Source organism: Micromonospora sp. IBSANI012, from assembly GCF_052814045.1.
This window is the reverse complement of record NZ_CP199933.1, coordinates 1,805,520-1,823,610: the sequence shown is the minus strand read 5'-3', so window position 1 is coordinate 1,823,610 and position 18,091 is coordinate 1,805,520. Positions and strand designations below refer to the sequence as shown.

The window sequence follows — 18,091 nt, the reverse complement described above, 5'->3', positions numbered from 1 at the left end:
CGGCCGCCGTCAGCCACCCCGCAGCGCCCGGTTCAGCCGGGCCTCGAAGTCCTCCGGCAGCGTGCCGTCCCCCTCCAGGGCGGTCCGGACGCCCTCCCGGAACACCCGGCTGAACTGGAAGTAGTGCGGCACCCGGGGCCGTACCCGGGCCTCCCGGACCGCCTCGCCGAGCAGCGCGAGGTACGGGAACCGCTGCCGCAGCGCCGGGTCGGCGTAGACGTCCGTCCGGGTCGGGGCGAAGCCGCCCACCGTGAACAGCGTGCGCTGGGCCTCCTCCCGGGTCAGGAACTCGATCAGCGCCTGGGCGGCGCGCGGCTGCCGGCTCTGCTTGGCGATGGCGAGGTTCTGGCCGCCCAGCGCCGACGGGCCGGGCAGGCGGGTCACCTCGAACGGCACCCGGGGGCCCGGCGCGTCGGTGGCGGCCAGCGACCGGTAGTTGACCGGCCAGTTGCGCATGAACAGCGCCCGGCCCTCCTGGAAGTCCCGCAGGCTGCGCGCCTCGTCGCCGGGGACGGTGAAGGCGTCGCCCACCAGCAGGCCGTCACGCCGGGCCGCGGCGACGTCACGCAGCCGGCGCTCCCACCGCTCGCGCTGGAAGACCACCCGGTTCTCGGTCTCGTCGACGAGCCGGTCGACGCCGCCGGCCCAGAGCAGTTCCATCCCGTTGACGGTCAGCCCCTCGTACGGGCCGAACTGCCCGACGTACCCGGCGGCGGGCCGTTGTGTCGCGCCGCCCGCGCCGGGCAGCGCCGCGCTCCGGTCGATGATGGCGTCCCAGTCGAAGCGGGGCGCCTCGCCCGGCGCGGCCGGCGCCCCGGTTACCAGATCCGACCGGTAGAAGAGCAGGCCCGCGTCGGTGTTGAAGGGCAGCGCCCAGAGCGAGCCCCGGTAGCGGCAGCTGTCCAGCACCTCCGGCACGAACGCGTCGAGGTGCCCGGGGGCCAGTCGCGCCTCGTCGATCGGGCGCAGGTGGCCGGCGGCGGCGAACTCCGCGGTGAAGGTGACGTCGAGGTTGTAGATGTCCACGGCGTCGTCCGGGTCGTCGCCGCCGCCCGCCGCCTGCGCCTGGGCGATCCCCACCATCTCGCTGTGCTGCTGGTCGGTGGTGACCGGGGCCTCGCGGATCCGGGCCGGGCTCTGCGGGTGCAGCACGTTCCAGAGCTTGACCAGTTCCTCCCGCGGCCCGCCGGAGCTGGTGTCCCTGCCGCTGAGGATCACCAGCTCGCCGCGCTCCAGCGGCTCCTCCCGGGTGGCGACGTACCAGCCCAGCGTGGCGACGACACCGACCACCGTGCCGACGGCCACCCCGAACAGGAACGACGCCGGCACCCGGCGCCGGCGACGAGGAGTCCCGGACGCACCGCGCGGCTTCCGGTCGGTCACTGGCCGGCCCCCTTCTCCCAGAGTTGACGGAACAGCCCGGTCAGCGCCCGGTCCACGGTGCTCGCCTCGGCCTGCAGGCACTGCCCGCCGCTGGCCCGGGCGGTCTGCCGCAGGGTGCGGGTCCGCACCCGGTCGTCGCAGCTCGCCTCGCCGACCGCGATCACGTAGAGGCGTACCGGGGGGTCGCCGTCGACCCGGGGCACCAGGCCGCCGCTGGCGGTGTCCCGCCCGTCGGTGAGGACCACGACGGCCCGCAGGTGGTCGTCCCCGCCGCCCAGCCGGCGCACCTCGCCGATCGCGGCGTCGATGGTCCGGTACAGCGGCGTGTCCCCCGCCGGCACGGTCCGCCGCAGGCGGGCGACCAGCGCCTCGTCCCGCGCCCGGTCGGCCCGCCCGACCTCCCGCAGCCGCCCGGCCTCCCCCCGGTAGGCGGTGGAGAACGCCCACACCCCGACCTCGTCCCGGCCGCCGAGGCGGCGCAGCGAGGCGGCGATGCCGTCCACCGCCACGTCGAACCGGGTGCCCCGGCCCGCCTCCGCCAGCATCGAGCCGGACGTGTCCAGCGCCAGCAGCACCCGGGCCGGCCGCCGGGCCTCCCGGTAGCGCTGGTCGGCGGTGTTCAGGGCGAGCGCGTCGGAGCCGTCGACGAGTTCCCACTGCGGGTTGTCCAGCAGCCAGCCCGGCAGCACGCCGTTCTCCTCGGTCAGCGCCGGGCCGGTCCCGTCCCGGCCGGGCACCCGGAAGCCCCGGGCCAGCAGCTCGTCCCGCCCCGGCCCGGTCAACCAGCGGCGCAGGTCGTCCGCGGCGGCCCGGGCGGCGGGGCTCTGCACGGAGTCCGGCCAGCGCAGCAGGACCAGGCGGTGGTCCACCCCCGGAGTCAGCTCCGGATAGAAGGCCACCAGTGCGCGGCCGGGCGCCGGGCGGCCGTGCTCGACGCAGCCGTCGCCGAGCCGCTCTCCGAGGTTGAACCGGACCAGCGCCTGCTCGGTGGTGACCACCGCGGGCGGCGCCGGGGCGGCCGGGTCGGCGGCGAGCTGCCGCTGCCGGCACAGCACGGCGGCGAGGCTGCCCAGCGGGAAGCCGCGCTCGTCCTGGGCGGCCTCCAGGCGCTGCTCGACCTGCTGGCGGATCCACGCCGTGTCGGGTGCGCCGTCGTACAGCGCCACGTCGACCATCCGGGCCTCGGGGGACACCGCCGGATCGGGGCGGACGACCTGCCACCCGGTGCCGGTCACCCGCCGGCCCGAGGCGGTGACCGTCGGCTCCTCCCCCGGGCCCCGGCTGGCCTTGGCGAACAGCTCCGGCCAGGACAGCGAACGCTGCCGGTCGGCGTCGTCGCGCCCGGGGTCGACGAGGGCGCGCGGCACCGCGAGCACCAGCGGCGAGCGGGCCACCGTCAGGTAGTCCCGGACGGTGGTCAGGTTCAGCACCTGCTGCGACGGCATCTCGGCGGCCGGGAACCAGGCGTCCGGGCGCGGCCCGACGTCGGCCGGGTACCAGCCCGGCGTCCCCGGGTCCCCCTCGGTCGCCGGCCGGCCGGCGGACTCCGACCAGCCGAGCTGGAGACCCTGGGCCACCTCGCGCGGCGCGGCGGGATAGACGAAGACGTTGGTCGTCCGGCAGCCGCCGGCGCGGGCCGCGGTCCACGACTCGTACGCGGCGGCCACCGCCTGGTAGGTCACCAGGTCGTCCGGGGCGGCGGCGACCCGCAGCTCGACCGGCCCGGCGCAGCCGCCCAGCGGCTCGGGCACGGCGGCGAGACCCACCGCCAGCAGCGCCACCAACAGCGCCGCCACCCGGGCCCGGATTCGCGGCGACCAGCGGGCGGCGGCCGGGGCGGGACCGGTGCGCCACCGGCTGAACGGCTGCCGCCAGCGGGGCAGCACCCGGGGCCGGCCGTACTGGTCGGCCACCGGCAGCCGGCGGATCGGAATCATGAAGGCGGCCGGGCGGGCCGGCTGCGGCCGGACCACCTGGTCGACCGCGACGATCATGCCGATGACGCAGCGCAGCCGGCTGTCCCACACCGGCGCGCCGGAGAAACCCGGCTCGATCTGGTAGCCGGAGTCGCTGCGGTTGGCGAGCTGGATCCAGCCGCCGCCGATCGGCCCGACCACCCACCCCTCGAACCAGCGGCCCCCGGGCAGCGCGCGGGGGAAGCCGAAGACCCGGCAGACCCGGTCCCGGGTGCCGGCCTGGCCGGGGCGGGCCAGCCGGACCGGCCGGGCCCCGATCGGCGCCGGCGCGACGAGCTGGAGGACGGCGTAGTCCCCCGAGCCGTCCGGGCGCCCCGGCTGCCAGTGCTGCGGCAGGACCAGCGCGGCGAGGCGGCGGCCCGGCGCCACGAGGGGGAAGCTCACCGACACCACGACGGCGTCGGCCGGCCCGGGCGCCACCGGCTCCGGGCCCAGTGCCGCCTGCACGACGTGGGCGCAGGTCAGCAGGCGGGTGGAGTCGATCAGGAAGGCCGCGCCGACGACGTTCCCGGCCCGGTCGTGCACGGCCGCCACCGCGAGCGTCGCCTCGCCGGGCACCGGGCTTGAGGGCCGCTGCGGTGGACGCCCCGTCGCGCCGGGCATCACGCGGTGGTCCGCCGCCGCCGGCTCAGGCGGCGGGGTCGGCGCGGTTCCATTCGAGCTGCACCTTGAGGTTGGCTTCCGAGGTGCCGCTGGCCACGACGAGCCCGCCCTTGGCCGCCAGCTTCACGCCGAACTCCACGCAGACCCGATCCGGCGGCTCGGCGGCGTCGCGCAGGTTGCGCAGCACGGCGTCGGTCACCGGCCGCAGCTGGGCCAGCGCGGACTCCAGCGTCTGGTGCGCCCGCGCCACCACCTCGCCGGCCCGGCCGACCGGGACCACGCCCTCCTCGTCGCTGATCTCGACCCGGATCGCGCCACCGCCGTCCAGCGGGAACTCGACGAGCTGCGACACCGGGCCTCCAGACGGATCCGCACGGCAGCGACAGTTACCGTGATGGATCTGACACGTTACCGGGGGTACGCAATCCCGGTAAGCCCGTCACACCAGGCAGTTGACGATGTCGGCGACGGAGCGGCGCCGACCGGTGTAGAACGGGACCTCCTCGCGGACGTGCCGGCGGGCGCCGGAGCCGCGCAGGTCGCGCATCAGGTCGACGATCCGGTGCAGCTCGTCGGCCTCGAAGGCGAGCATCCACTCGTAGTCGCCGAGGGCGAACGAGGCGACCGTGTTGGCCCGGACATCCGGGTAGCCGCGCGCCATCTTGCCGTGCTCGGCCAGCAGCTCGCGCCGCTCGGCGTCGGGCAGCAGGTACCACTCGTACGAGCGGACGAACGGGTAGACGCAGAGGTAGGGCCGGGGCTCCTCGTCGGCGAGGAACGCCGGGATGTGGCTCTTGTTGAACTCCGCCGGCCGGTGCAGAGCCATCTGCGACCAGACCGGGGTTAGCGCCCGACCCAGGGTGGTCCGGCGGAAGCGCAGGTAGGCGTCCTGGAGGGCGTCGCTGGAGGAGGAGTGCCACCAGATCAGCAGGTCGGCGTCGGCGCGCAGGCCGGCCACGTCGTACAGGCCGCGGACCACGACGTCCTTGCCGGCCAGCTCCTCGAGGAGCACCTCCACCTCGCCGGTGACGTTCTCCCGCAGCGCCGGCAGCGGGCTGGTGGCCCGGAACACCGACCACATGGTGTAGCGAATGCTCGCGTTGAGCTCCTTGAGCCGGGCCGCGTTGGTCTGCTCGGTCATGAACCCGATCCTCCCAGTGCTTCGATGATCTCTCCGGCCGCCGTCTCGCCGGAGCGGACGCAGACCGGAATGCCTACCCCGTCGAGGCCGGCGCCGGCCAGGACCAGCGTCGGGTGGGCGGCGCGCAGCGCCGTCCGGGCGGCGGCGACCCGGTCGCCGTGCCCCGGGGCGTACTGCGGCAGTGCCCCGCCCCAGCGCTGCACGTGGCTGGCGAGCGGCGCGGGCAGCGCCACCCCGAGCACGCCGGACAGCTCCCGGTGCACGGTGGCCACCAGGTCGGCGTCCGCCAGGTGCAGGGACGTCTCGTCGCCGTACCGGCCGACGGAGGCGCGGACCAGGGCGATCCCGTCCGGCCGGGCCAGGTGCCCCCACTTCGTGGTGAAGAACGTGGACGCCTTGATCAGCAGGCCCTCGGTGGCCGGCACCAGGAAGCCGGAGAGCACCGGCAGCTCCGGGTTGGGCAGGGCCAGGGTGACCAGCGCGACGCTGGCGTAGTCGAGCCCGCCGATCGTCGTGGCCACCTCGGCGGTGACCGGGGCGAGCAGCCGGGCGGCCGGCCGGGCCGGCAGGGCGAGCACCACCGCGTCCGCCTCGACCAGCTCCGGGTCGCGGGTCGGGCCGACGGTCAGCCGCCAGCCTGCCGCGGTCGGCGTCAGCTCGCGGACCGCGGCGTTGAGTCGGATGGTCGCGCCACTGGCCGTCGCCGCGGCCTCGACCAGCGTGGAGAGCCCGCCGGCCAGGGTCCCGAAGACCGGCGCGCCCGGGGCGCGCGGCGCGGCGGCCTGGGCGGCGCGGACCGCCCCGGTGAGGGTGTGCTCGACGCGGGCCGCGCGGGCCAGCGCCGGCATCGTGGTGACCAGCGACAGGTCGTCGGCCCGGCCGGCGTAGACGCCGCCGAGCATCGGGTCGACCAGCCGGTCCACCACCTGGTCCCCGAGGCGGGCCCGGACCAGCGTCCCGACCGCGACGTCCTCGTCCGGCCCGAGCAGCGGCCGGCCGCCGTCCCGGTCGGCGTCCACCGCCGGCCGCGCGACCGTCGCCACCCGCTCCAGATCCCCGGGTACGCCCACCAGCGTGCCGCCCGGCACCGGGCGCAGCCCGCCGTCGACGGCGAGCGCGGCCTGCCCGACGGTCGGGTGGACGATCTTCTCGGCCAGGCCGAGCCGGCGGATCAGCGTGACGGCGGCGGACTCCCCGCCGGCCGGGTCACGCATCAGGAACGACTCGGCGCCGAACTCGACGGGCTGCCCGGCGAGTTCACCGGTCCGCAGCTTGCCGCCGAGCGCGCCGGACTGCTCGTACACGGTGATCTCGGTGCCGGCGGGGGCGCGGTCGCGCAACCGGACGGCGGCGGCCAGCCCGGCGATCCCACCGCCGACCACCGCCACCCGCCACGGCCGCGACACGACGCCTCAGCCCTGCTCGGCCCGGCGCGCGGACACCTCGTGCACCAGCGCGACCACCCGGGTCAGCACCTCGGGGTCGGTCTCCGGCAGGACGCCGTGGCCGAGGTTGAACACGTGGCCGGGGGCCGCGCGGCCCTGCTCCAGAATCCGCCGGACCTCGGTCTCCACCACCGACCAGGGGGCGAGCAGCACGGTGGGGTCGAGGTTGCCCTGCACCGCCCGGTCCGGGCCGATCCGGCGGGTGGCCACGTCCAGCGGGGTACGCCAGTCCACGCCGACCACGTCGGCGCCGGCCTCGCCCATCGCGCCGAGCAGCTCGGCGGTGCCCACCCCGAAGTGGATCCGGGGCACACCGGCGTCGGCCAACCCGGAGAGCACGGTCGCCGAGTGCGGCAGCACGTAGCGGCGGTAGTCGGCCTCGGAGAGCGCGCCGGCCCAGGAGTCGAAGAGCTGCACCGCCGAGACCCCGGCCTCGATCTGCACCCGCAGGAAGGACAGGGTCACGTCGGCCAGGCGGGCGCAGAGCGCGTGCCACAGCTCCGGCTGGCCGTACATCAGGGCCTTGGTCTTCGCGTGGGTCCGCGACGGGCCGCCCTCGACCAGGTAGCTGGCGAGGGTGAACGGCGCGCCGGCGAACCCGATCAGCGGGGTCTCGCCCAGCTCGGCCACGAGAAGCCGGACCGCCTCGTCCACGTAGGACACGTCGTCGCGGCCGATCGGGCGGATCCGCTCGACGTCCTCGGCGGTGCGCACCGGCTCGGCCACCACCGGCCCGGTGCCTGCGACGATGTCCAGGTCGACCCCGGCCGCGGCGACCGGCACCACGATGTCGCTGAACAGGATCGCCGCGTCGACGCCGTGCCGGCGCACCGGCTGGAGGGTGATCTCGGCCACCAGGTCCGGGCGGCGGCAGGACTCCAGCATCCCCACGTTGGCCCGGATCTCCCGGTACTCCGGCAGCGACCGGCCGGCCTGGCGCATGAACCAGACCGGGGTGTGCGGGACGGGCTCGCGGCGGCAGGCCCGGACGAAGGGCGAGTCGGCCGGTCCGCCGGGGCGGGGTACTCCGTCTCGGGCGACAGTGCCCGTGGTGTCGGTGGTCATCGCGGCAATCGTGCCACGCGCGGGGCGGACCCCAGTGGGCAGCGCCGGCTTTTGTGACCCGCGCCCACCGGGCCGTCCGGCCCTGGTGCGGACGGGCGGAACCGTGCCGCCGCTCCGCCCGCCCGCACGGCTGCGGCCCCCCTTCGCAGTCCCGGCGTTCGGCGCGCCGTCCGCGCGGGCGGGCGGAGCGCGGCATAGGCTGCCGGTCATGGCCCCCCCGATCGCGCTCCCGGAGACCTTCGCCCGCGCGGTCGCCGGGCTGCGGTCGGTGACCCCCCGGGCGGAGATCGCGCTGGAGGAGGTCGGCGCCCCCCAGCGGCTCGCCCCGTACGCCTTCGCGCTCTCCGCCGCCGTGCTGCGCGACGAGGACGAGGTGGCCACCGGGCGGCTGATCCTGCTGCACGACCCGGCCGGTCACGAGGCGTGGCAGGGCACCCTGCGGCTGGTCACCTACGTCACCGCGGAGCTGGAGGTCGACCTGGCCGCCGACCCGCTGCTGCCCGGGGTGGGCTGGACCTGGCTGGTCGACGCCCTGGAGGCGCACGACGCGCCCTACCGGGCGGCCGGCGGCACGGTCACCCAGACCATGTCGACCCGGTTCGGCGAGCTGGCCGGGCCGCCCGCCGCCGGGGACGTCGAGATCCGCGCCTCCTGGACGCCGCTCGGCGACGACCTGGCCCCGCACCTTCAGGCGTGGTGCGCGCTGCTCGCCTCGACGGCGGGGCTGCCGCCGCCCGGGGTGACCGCGCTCTCCGAGCGCCGCTCGGCCGGCGCGGCCTGACCCCGGGCGACGACGCTCAGAGGTAGTTCTCGGCCTCGTCGCAGACCTTGTTCATGCCCTTGCTGGCCTTGTCGAAGGCGCTGCGGTTGCCGGCCGCCGCCGCGCCGAGCGCCGTGGTCAGCTTGTCCAGGCAGGTGGCGATGACCTTCTTCTGCCGGGCCTGCTCGTCCCGGTCGTTGCGGGTGCCGGTGAGGTCCTGCTCGGTGTCCGCCAGCTTGTCCTGGGCGCTCTGCAGGTCGACCCGGAGCTTCTCCATCTCCTTGGTGTTGGCGGCGATGGTGCCGTCCCGCTCGCTCACCTGACCCGACAGCCGCCGCTCGGTGCTGGCCAGCTCGCTGCTCTTGACGACGAACAGGCCGGTCATCACGCCGCTCAGCACGAAGAGCAGCCCGGCCACGACGGCCAGGATCAGCACCGTCCGGCCCTTGCCGGCACCCGGGGCGGGCACGCCGAACGGGGGCGCCGACCCGGGCGGCGCCGACATCGGCTGCCCGTAGGCGGGCCCCGACACCGGCGGGGCGGACATCGGCTGGCCGTACGCGGGCCCGGAGACCGGCGGAGCGGACATCGGCTGCCCGTATGCGGGCCCCGAGACCGGCGGAGCGGACATCGGCTGCCCGTACACCGGCCCCGACACCGGCGGAGCCGACATCGGCTGGCCGTACGCGGGCCCGGAGACCGGCGGGGCGGGCGCGTACTGGCCGGGGACCGGGGGCGCGGAGACCGGTCCGCCCGGGTGCGGCGCGCTCGGCGCGGCGGCGGCATGGGGGGCCGCCGGCGGCTGCTGACCGGGGGCGGCCGGCGGCTGCGGCGGGTACGCCGGCCGGAAGCCCTCCGGCCCGGTCGGTGGCTGGGACATCTGTTCTTCCTCCAGGTGACTGGCCCGCCGCGATGCGCTCGCGACGGACCGGGGATGAGCTGGGTCGATGGCCGACAGGGTGTCGGCGGGGCCGGCCGGAAACGGCCGGTCGGAAGGAGAGGCGGTCGGTGGACACCGGCCGGAGCCGGGCGCAGAGCCGACCCGGGGGCGGGGATCAGCAGATCCGGAAGCCGTCGCAGGCGGTCTTGATCGGCACGGCGAGCCCGATGCCCTCGGCGTCGCGGGCCTTGGCCGTGGCGATGCCGACGACCTGTTTCGCGCCGTTGATCACCGGCCCGCCCGAGTTGCCGGGATTGATCGGGGCGTCGAACTGGATCACCTGTCCGGAGCCGTCCTCGTCCTTGCGGAAGGCGCTCACCACGCCGGTGGTGACGGTGTCCGCCAGCCCGAGCGGGGCGCCGACCACGACGATCTGCTGCCCGGACTTCACCGGGCTGGGCGCGGTGGTCAGGCCGCTGAACCTGCCGGTGGCCCGCAGATGGGCGACGTCGTTGTCCTTGTCGACCTTGACGATGGTGGCCGGGAAGCGCTGGTCGGTCCGCTCCAGGAAGACCTGCCGACCGCCGCCCTCCCAGACCGACTCCACCACGTGGAAGTTGGTGAAGAGGTTCGCCGCGCCTCCGGCGGCGGGCTTACCGACGACGAAGGCGGTGCCGGTGAACTGGCCCGCCCGGACGCGGAAGACGCTGGGCAGCACGGCGCTGGCGATGGCCTCCGGGTTGAAGGCGGCGCCCGCCTGCTTCTCCAGCGCCCCGGCCCGCTGCTCGAGGCCGTCGAGCCGGACCTCGGCACCCTCCCGGGCCGCCGCGAGCCGACCGTCGGTGGCGGCGACACGGTCGGAGAGCCGGTCGATCTGGTACGCCTGGACCCCGGTGACCACCGCCAGCACGCCCGCGAGCACGAGGGCGGCCACGGTGAGCCCACGCCCCCGGTGCGGCGCCGACGGGCCGGGCGGCGGCATCGCCCCGGGCGGGAAGGGGCCGAGAGCCGGCGTACCGGGGAACGGCCCGGGGGCGCCCGGGTAGGCCGGCGCGGCGGGCGCCGCAGCGCTCCACTGGCCGGGCTGCGGTGGCGGGGACCAGGTGCCGCTGGGCGGCGGGTAGGCCCCGGCCGGCGCGATGTCGATGGTCGGCTGCCCCGCGAGGCCGGGCTGCTCGGCGCCGGGCGCCGACGGCGGGGTCGGCTGGCCGGGTGCGCTCGGCGGCGGGTACGCCGACGGCGGGGCCGGCTGACCAGGTACGCTCGGCGGCGGGTACGCCGACGGCCAGGGCCGCTCGATCCGGGGTGCCAGCGGTCCGGGGCGGTCGTCGCCGGCCGCCTGCGGCCCGCGCTCTTCCGTGCCCTGCGTCGGTGTCCCGCCGCCCGGCCCGTACCCAGCCGTCATGATGGCCCCCGCCCTCCCCGTCGCCCCCGTGTGGCGCCACCTCGGGCACCTCCACCGGCGCGACGCTCGATGGACCGTACCTACGCGTACGCGCTTTGTCTCCCCCGTTGTCCGGCCTTTCGCGACACCTTCCGGCCGCTTCGCCGACACACGCCGGACCGGCTGCACACACCGGATCGCGCGGCGCACTAGGGTTGTCAGGTGACCGACGAACCACCCCTGCGCCGTCGGGCCGCCGAAAGCCGTACGGGAGACGACCAGCCCTCGGCCGCGCCGGAGCCGGAGGACGTGGGGACCGACCAGCCCGACGGCGGCCCCGTTCCGCTGACCGCTCCCCGCGACGGCACGCCCCAGCCGGTGGCCACCCCGAGCGAACTCGACGAGGTCGTGGCCCGCTTCGCCGCGGGCGACGGCCCGGTGGCCCTGGACGCCGAACGGGCCTCCGGCTACCGCTACAGCCAGCGCGCCTACCTGGTGCAGCTGCGCCGGGAGGGCGCCGGGACGGCGTTGATCGACCCGCTGCCGCTGCCCGATCTGACCGCGCTCGACGAGGCGATCGGCGGGGCGGAGTGGGTGCTGCACGCCGCCAGCCAGGACCTGGCCTGCCTGGCCGAGGTGGGGCTGCGCCCGCGCCGGCTCTTCGACACCGAGCTGGCCGCCCGGCTGGCCAACTTCGAGCGGGTCGGCCTGGCCGCCCTCACCGAGCAGGTGCTGGGCTACACGCTGGAGAAGCACCACTCGGCGGCCGACTGGTCCAGCCGGCCGCTGCCCGAGTCCTGGCTGACCTACGCCGCCCTGGACGTCGAGATGCTGGTCGACCTCCGCGACGCCTTGGACGAGGAGCTGGCTCGGCAGGGCAAGTCGGAGTGGGCGGCGGAGGAGTTCGCCGCGCTGATCCGCAACGGCGCCCGCCCGCCCCGGGTCCGCGCCGAGCCGTGGCGGCGCACCTCCGGCATCCACCGGGTACGGGGAGCGCGCGCCCAGGCCCGGGTCCGCTCCCTGTGGTACGCCCGGGATCAGATCGCCGCCCGGCGGGACGCCGCCCCGGGTCGGGTGCTGCCGGACTCGGCGATCGTCGCCGCCGCCGAGCTGGATCCGAAGGACGAGCGGACGCTGCTGACCCTGCCCGGGTTCGGTGGCCGTTCGGTGCGCCGGCTGGCCCGCACCTGGCTGGCGGCGCTGGACGACGCCCGGCAGCTGCCGGACGACGCGCTGCCGGTCACCCCGACGGTCGAGGGTCCGCCGCCGCCGCACCGCTGGGCGGAGCGGGACCCGGTGGCCGCCGGCCGGCTGGCCCGCTGCCGGGAGGTGGTGGTCCGGGTGGCCGCGGAGCACAACCTGCCCGCGGAGAACCTGATCGCCCCCGACTCCGTACGCCGCCTGGCCTGGCTGCCGCCGGACGAGATCACCGAGGCCACCGTCGCCGAGACCCTGCGCGGCTACGGCGCCCGCGAGTGGCAGCTCACCCTCCTGGTCCCCGCCCTCACCGAGGCCCTCCCCACCTCCTGACCCGCCCCGCCTCTCGTTGATCATGAAGTTGTCGCCCCTCCACTCGGGGCGGTTTCTAGGCTTCAGTGCAACTGATCTTGGTTGGGCTGGAGGTGCTGGTGGCGAGGCCGGGTGTGTTGACGTTCGGGCATCGGCAGGTGTTGGAGCATTTGTGGGCCTCGGGTCGGACGATCTCGCAGATCGCTGGGCTTCTCGGGGTGCCGGTGTGCACGGTGTCGCGGGAGGTGGCGCGGAACAACAGTGCTCGGCATGGAACGAAGAATCCGCTCGGGCGGTCGTTGCCGCCCGGGCGGGCTCGTCGCCCGTATCGGTGGGGGTATCAGGCGCAGTGGGCGCAGCGGCGGACTGACGCGGCGCGACGCCGGGCGACAACGTCGAAGCTGGCGGTGGGTACGCGGCTGCGGCAGGTGGTGGCGGGGAAACTGGCTCGTAGGTGGTCTCCGAAGCAGATCGCCGCGTGGTTGCGGGCCACGTTCGCCGACCGGCCGGAGTTGCAGGTGTCCCACGAGACGATCTACCAGGCGATCTACGTGCAGTCACGGGGGAACCTTCGGGCCGAGTTGACCCGGCAGGTGGCCCTGCGGTCGGGGCGCACTGCGCGGCGCCCGCAGTCACGTACCGCGGGTGCCGCCCGTAGCCGGCGGCCCTGGATCGGCGACCTGCACATCAGCGCCCGCCCCGCCGAGGCCACCGACCGGGCGGTGCCCGGGCACTGGGAAGGTGATCTGGTCATCGGCAAGGCCGGCGCCTCAGCGATCGTGACCCTGGTGGAACGCAGCACCCGTTACGTGATGCTCGGCGCCCTACCCAACGGCCGCGACAGCGAAGCCGTCATCGGCGTACTCACCGACCTGACCACGAGGATGCCGACGCACCTGCGCCGCTCACTGGCCTGGGACCAGGGCGTGGAAATGGCCACCCACCCGCAGTTCACCGTCGTCACCGGCTGCCCGGTCTACTTCTGCGACCCCCACAGCCCCTGGCAACGCGGCACCAACGAGAACACCAACGGACTACTACGCCAGTACTTCCCCAAAAGCAGCTACGACTTCCGCACCATCGACCAGGCCGGCCTCGACGAGGTCGCCCACGAACTGAACACCCGCCCCCGCCAGACACTGAGCTGGGCAACCCCAACCCAGCGTCTCGCTCAACTCATCACGCCCTGACGATTGCACTCACCACTTGACATCGCCCGGCGGGTCGGGGCGACAACTTCATGATCGACGGCACTCGCGGGGAGGCGCGCGGGTGTGGGGTGGGCCACACGGGGGGTGGTGTCGGGGTTGGTTACTGGCGAGTAGCATCCGGGGGAACACGCCCGTGCCGGCCGACCCTCATTCGGTCCGTAGCGCCGCCTAGCGGCGCGGAGGCCGAATTATGGTCGAAGAGGAGGCTCCAAGTGCCCCGTGAAGTCCGGGATGTCGTCTTCGTCGACGGCGTCCGTACCCCGTTCGGCAAGGCGGGTGGCATGTACGCCAACACCCGCGCCGACGACCTGGTGATCCGCTGCATCCGTGAGCTGCTGCGCCGGAACCCGCAGCTGCCGCCGGAGCGGGTCGAGGAAGTCGCCATCGCCGCCACGACCCAGATCGGCGACCAGGGTCTGACCATCGGCCGCACCGCCGCCCTGCTGGCCGGGCTGCCCAAGACCGTGCCCGGCTTCGCCATCGACCGGATGTGCGCCGGCGCGATGACCGCCGTCACCGCCGTCGCCGGCGGCATCGCCATGGGCGCGTACGACATCGCCATCGCCGGCGGCGTCGAGCACATGGGCCGGCACCCGATGGGCGAGGGCGTCGACCCCAACCCGCGGATCATCGCGGAGAAGTTGGTCGACCCGTCCGCGCTGGTCATGGGCGCCACCGCGGAGAACCTGCACGACCGGGTCCCGCAGGTCACCAAGGAGCGCACCGACGCGTTCGCGCTCGCCTCGCAGCAGAAGACCGCCAAGGCGTACGCCAACGGCAAGCTCCAGGACGACCTGGTGCCGGTCGCGATCCGCGACGCCGACGGCGGCTGGGGCCTGGCCACCACCGACGAGGCTCCCCGGGAGACCTCGCTGGAGAAGCTCGCCACCCTGAAGACCCCGTTCCGCCCGCACGGCAAGGTCACCGCGGGCAACGCGGCCGGCCTGAACGACGGCGCCACCGCCAGCCTGCTCGCCGACGAGGCCACCGCCCGCGAGCTGGGCCTGCCGATCGCCATGCGGCTGGTGTCGTACGGCTTCGTGGGCGTCGAGCCGGAGGTGATGGGCGTCGGCCCGATCCCCTCGACGGAGAAGGCGCTGCGCATCGCCGGCCTCACCATCGACGACATCGGCCTGTTCGAGCTGAACGAGGCGTTCGCCGTGCAGGTGCTCGCCTTCCTCGACCACTTCGGCATCGCCGACGACGACCCGCGGGTCAACCCGTGGGGCGGGGCGATCGCCATCGGCCACCCGCTCGCGTCCTCGGGCGTACGGCTGATGACCCAGCTGGCCCGCCAGTTCGCCGAGCACCCCGAGGTCCGCTACGGCCTCACCGCCATGTGCATCGGCATCGGCATGGGCGGCACCGTGATCTGGGAGAACCCGCACTGGGAGGGCAACAAGTGAGCGCGCTCGCCGCACCGAACGAGGTCGTCACCAGGGCGCTGCTGCGCGCGGTGCGGGTGCCGGGGCTGGACAAGCCGGCCGCCCTGATCACCCTCGACAACGGCTTCGACCACACCAAGCCGAACACCTTCGGCCCGGCCGGTCTGACCAGCCTGGACGAGGCGATCACCGCCGCGCTGGCCGCCGACCCGGCGTTCATCGCGGTCACCGGCAAGCCGTACATCTTCTGCGTCGGCGCCGACATCGTCGGCCTGCCGGCGCTGGCCGACCGTGAGCAGGCGCTGGAGATCGGCCGGCTCGGCCACCGGGTCTTCGCCCGGCTCAAGGACAGCTCGATCCCGACCTTCGCCTTCGTCAACGGCGCGGCGATGGGCGGCGGCCTGGAGCTGGCGCTGCACTGCCACTACCGGACCCTCTCCGGCGGTGCGGCGGCGCTGGCGCTGCCCGAGGTCTCGCTCGGCCTGGTGCCCGGCTGGGGCGGCACCCAGCTGCTGCCGAACCTGATCGGCATCCCGGCGGCGACCCAGGTGATCATCCAGAACCCGCTGATGCAGAACAAGATGCTCAAGCCGAAGCAGGCTGCCGAGATGGGCATCGCGGACGTGCTGCTGGAGCCGGCCGACTTCCTGGAGCGGTCCCTGGAGTGGGCCGCCGGCGTCGTGCGGGGCGAGGTCACCGTGACCCGGCCCGAGGTCGACAAGGACATGTGGGCGGGCGTGCTCTACTTCGCCCGGCAGACCCTGGACCAGCGGCTGCACGGCGCGGTCCCGGCCGCGTACAAGGCGCTGGACCTGCTGGAGACGGCGAAGGACGCGGACTTCGCCGCCGGCACCGCCGCCGAGGACGAGGCGCTGGCGGACCTGGTCTTCTCCGAGGAGCTGCGCAGCGGCCTGTACGCCTTCGACCTGGTGCAGCGGCGGGCCAAGCGGCCGGCCGGCGCGCCGGACAAGGGCCTGGCCCGGCCGGTCACCAAGGTGGGCATCGTCGGCGCCGGCCTGATGGCCAGCCAGCTCGCCCTGCTCTTCGCCCGCCGCCTCCAGGTGCCGGTCGTGATGACCGACCTGGACCAGGCCCGGGTGGACAAGGGCGTCGGCTACGTGCACACCCAGATCGAGAAGGCCGTCAGCAAGGGCCGGATGGACAAGGGCACCGCCGCCAAGCTGTACGGCCTGGTCAGCGGCTCGGTCGACAAGGGCGTCTTCGCCGACGCCGACTTCGTCATCGAGGCGGTCTTCGAGGACCTGAATGTCAAGAAGCAGGTCTGGGCCGAGCTGGAGAAGATCGTCAAGCCGGAGGCGGTGCTCGCCACCAACACCTCGTCGCTGTCGATCACCGCGATGGCCGAGGAGCTGGAGCACCCCGAGCGGGTCGTCGGCTTCCACTTCTTCAACCCGGTCGCGGTGCTGCCGCTGCTGGAGATCGTCCGCGGCGAGCGGACCGACGACGCCACGCTGGCCACCGCGTTCGCCGTCGGCAAGCAGCTCCGGAAGTCCTCCGTGCTGGTCTCCGACGCCCCGGCGTTCGTGGTCAACCGGCTGCTCACCCGCTTCCTCGGCACGGTCTTCGCCGCCGTCGACGCGGGCACCCCGCTGGACGTGGCGAACAGCGCGCTGGACCCGCTGGGTCTGCCGATGCGCCCGCTCGCCCTGCTCCAGCTGGTCGGGCCGGCCGTGGCGTACCACGTGGGCGGCACCCTGCACGCCGCCTTCCCGGACCGGTTCGGCGTCAGCGAGAACCTCAAGCGGATCGCCGACTCCGGCCAGCCGATCGTGGTCGACGACCAGATCAACGACGAGGTCGCCAAGCTGCTCGTGGTCGGCGACCAGCCGCTGACCGCCGAGCAGGTACGCCAGAACGCGCTGGACGCGCTGGCGCAGGAGATCCGGCTGATGCTCGACGAGGGCGTCGTCGCCGAGGCGCAGGACATCGACCTGTGCATGATCCTCGGCGCCGGCTGGCCGTTCCACCTGGGCGGCGTCACGCCGTACCTGGACCGGACCGGCACCTCCGAGAAGGTCACCGGCAAGCGGTTCCTGCCGCGCGGGGTCGCCAGCCTGCGCGGCTGATCCCTTCCGCTGCACCGCGATCGCGGTGGTCGGCACGCTCATCAGGGGCGTCGCCGGCCACCGCGATCGCGTCTGGGGCACCGGCGCGGGCCTGCCCCGCGCGCCACTTGCCCGGCCCGGTCAGACTCGGACGGGGCAGCGCGGCCGGCCCACGGCTCGCTAACATCACGCGTTCTCACCCTCGCCTGGAGCTGATGCATGTCCACACCGCCGGTCGACCCCTGGTCCACGCAGCCGGAGCCCGGCTCGTACCCGCCTCCGCACCAGCCACCGCCGCCCCCGGGCACCGGGCCGACCCAGGCCTGGCCGCACGTGCCGCAGCAGGGCGGCCACCCCGACGCCACCCAGCCGTACCGGCCGGCCGACCCGCAGCCCACCCAGCAGTACCCGGCGTACCAGTCGGGGCAGGCGGGGGTCCACCCGCCGGCGCAGCCGGGCGGGTACCCGGGCGTGCAGCCGGACGGCTTCGCCGGCGCCCCGGCGTACGGCCTGCCGCCGGCGCCGCCGCCGGCGAAGAAGTCCCGGCTCGGCCTGATCCTGTCGCTGGTCCTCGCCGGGTTGCTGGTGCTCTGCGCGGGCGGCGGCGGCCTGGCCTACGTCGCGCTCTCCGACGACGACCCGGACCCGAAGGCGAGCTCCAGCCCCGGCGTCTCCGCCGCCCCGACCACGGCGGCCCCCGAGCCGAGCCCGTCGGAGGAGGAGGCCGAGCCGGCCCCGGACATCCGGCTGGTCACGCCGAAGACGCTGGCCGGCCGGCCGAAGAACACCGAGCCGCAGCTGCGCCGGATCGCCGATGAGATGGTCCGGGACATGAAGTCCGGGGTACGCAACGAGACCGGCGCGGTCGGCGCCTTCTACGGCAGCGCCGGCAAGCGCAACCTGGTGATGGTGGCCGGCGCCTCCGGCCCGGTGCTCTTCCCCGAGAAGGAGCTGGACGATGCCGTCGCCGGGCTGTCCTCGTCGCTGGCGGTCAAGAAGATGTCGACAATCAACCCCGGCCCGCTCGGGGGCGTGGCCAAGTGCGGCGCCGGCAAGAGCTCCGGCATCGCGCTCGGGGTGTGCACCTGGGCCGACGAGGGCAGCGTCGGCCTGATCGTGATGTTCTTCTCTTCGGCGGCCAAGGCCAAGGCCGAGTTCGCCACCATCCGGGGTCAGGTCGAGAAGCGCTCCTGAGGTTAAAAGCTCAGGTCACGGTGGTCGGATGCCCGTTCGGGCGGTACCGGCCACCGTGACCGTCTACCCCGGACCGACCGGTCGTGCCC

The 18,091-nt window shown here is 75.0% G+C and carries 14 protein-coding genes; 6 read left to right on the top strand and 8 right to left on the bottom strand.

Translation table 11 applies throughout. From position 1 onward, the window contains the following. Nucleotides 1-9 precede the first annotated feature (9 nt). From ACTWM8_RS08550 to hemE, 6 genes are all read right to left on the bottom strand, one after another. Nucleotides 10-1,383 (bottom strand): extracellular solute-binding protein, encoded by a 1,374-nt coding sequence (locus ACTWM8_RS08550; RefSeq protein WP_446213320.1) that lies wholly within the window; start codon nucleotides 1,381-1,383, stop codon nucleotides 10-12. Then, nucleotides 1,380-3,962 (bottom strand): trypsin-like peptidase domain-containing protein, encoded by a 2,583-nt coding sequence (locus ACTWM8_RS08545; protein ID WP_446213319.1) that lies wholly within the window; start codon nucleotides 3,960-3,962, stop codon nucleotides 1,380-1,382. The genes ACTWM8_RS08550 and ACTWM8_RS08545 overlap by 4 nt, the downstream gene beginning before the upstream one ends. 25 nt (nucleotides 3,963-3,987) lie before the next feature. Next, complete coding sequence (locus ACTWM8_RS08540) at nucleotides 3,988-4,314, bottom strand: CU044_2847 family protein (protein ID WP_446213318.1); 327 nt, start codon at nucleotides 4,312-4,314, stop codon at nucleotides 3,988-3,990. Nucleotides 4,315-4,401: 87 nt separating this feature from the next. Continuing rightward, a complete protein-coding gene (gene hemQ, locus ACTWM8_RS08535; RefSeq protein WP_446213317.1) occupies nucleotides 4,402-5,103 on the bottom strand; it encodes a hydrogen peroxide-dependent heme synthase in 702 nt (233 codons plus the stop codon). Continuing rightward, the gene (hemG, locus tag ACTWM8_RS08530) at nucleotides 5,100-6,509 is read right to left on the bottom strand and encodes a protoporphyrinogen oxidase (protein ID WP_446213316.1); all 1,410 of its coding nucleotides are present in this window, start codon (nucleotides 6,507-6,509) and stop codon (nucleotides 5,100-5,102) included. Before hemG ends, hemQ begins: the two co-directional genes overlap by 4 nt. 6 nt (nucleotides 6,510-6,515) lie before the next feature. Then, entirely contained in the window at nucleotides 6,516-7,613 is a 1,098-nt protein-coding gene (gene hemE, locus ACTWM8_RS08525) for a uroporphyrinogen decarboxylase (protein WP_446213315.1), read from the bottom strand. A gap of 208 nt (nucleotides 7,614-7,821) precedes the next feature. Here hemE and ACTWM8_RS08520 point away from each other — a divergent pair, with 208 nt between their 5' ends. Continuing rightward, nucleotides 7,822-8,394 carry a DUF3000 domain-containing protein gene (locus ACTWM8_RS08520; protein WP_446213314.1) on the top strand — a complete coding sequence of 191 codons (573 nt, stop codon included), beginning with the start codon at nucleotides 7,822-7,824 and terminating at the stop codon, nucleotides 8,392-8,394. A gap of 16 nt (nucleotides 8,395-8,410) precedes the next feature. Here the strand turns inward: ACTWM8_RS08520 and ACTWM8_RS08515 are convergent, their stop codons facing one another. Then, complete coding sequence (locus ACTWM8_RS08515) at nucleotides 8,411-9,253, bottom strand: hypothetical protein (RefSeq protein ID WP_446213313.1); 843 nt, start codon at nucleotides 9,251-9,253, stop codon at nucleotides 8,411-8,413. A 175-nt stretch (nucleotides 9,254-9,428) separates the two neighbouring features. Beyond that, on the bottom strand, nucleotides 9,429-10,658 hold the full coding sequence (locus ACTWM8_RS08510) for a S1C family serine protease (protein ID WP_446213312.1): 1,230 nt from the start codon (nucleotides 10,656-10,658) through the stop codon (nucleotides 9,429-9,431). A 201-nt stretch (nucleotides 10,659-10,859) separates the two neighbouring features. Here ACTWM8_RS08510 and ACTWM8_RS08505 point away from each other — a divergent pair, with 201 nt between their 5' ends. From ACTWM8_RS08505 to ACTWM8_RS08485, 5 genes are all read left to right on the top strand, one after another. Further along, the gene (locus ACTWM8_RS08505; RefSeq protein WP_446213311.1) at nucleotides 10,860-12,167 is read left to right on the top strand and encodes a ribonuclease D; all 1,308 of its coding nucleotides are present in this window, start codon (nucleotides 10,860-10,862) and stop codon (nucleotides 12,165-12,167) included. Between the two features lie 65 nt (nucleotides 12,168-12,232). After that, nucleotides 12,233-13,336, top strand: a complete 1,104-nt coding sequence (locus tag ACTWM8_RS08500; protein WP_446210420.1) for an IS30 family transposase — start codon at nucleotides 12,233-12,235, stop codon at nucleotides 13,334-13,336. 233 nt (nucleotides 13,337-13,569) lie between these two features. Further along, complete coding sequence (locus ACTWM8_RS08495; protein WP_377610082.1) at nucleotides 13,570-14,763, top strand: thiolase family protein; 1,194 nt, start codon at nucleotides 13,570-13,572, stop codon at nucleotides 14,761-14,763. Continuing rightward, nucleotides 14,760-16,829, top strand: coding sequence for a 3-hydroxyacyl-CoA dehydrogenase NAD-binding domain-containing protein (locus tag ACTWM8_RS08490; RefSeq protein WP_446213310.1), 2,070 nt, complete (start codon nucleotides 14,760-14,762; stop codon nucleotides 16,827-16,829). Before ACTWM8_RS08495 ends, ACTWM8_RS08490 begins: the two co-directional genes overlap by 4 nt. 198 nt (nucleotides 16,830-17,027) lie before the next feature. Then, nucleotides 17,028-18,002 carry a hypothetical protein gene (locus ACTWM8_RS08485; RefSeq protein WP_446213309.1) on the top strand — a complete coding sequence of 325 codons (975 nt, stop codon included), beginning with the start codon at nucleotides 17,028-17,030 and terminating at the stop codon, nucleotides 18,000-18,002. Nucleotides 18,003-18,091: the final 89 nt, after the last annotated feature.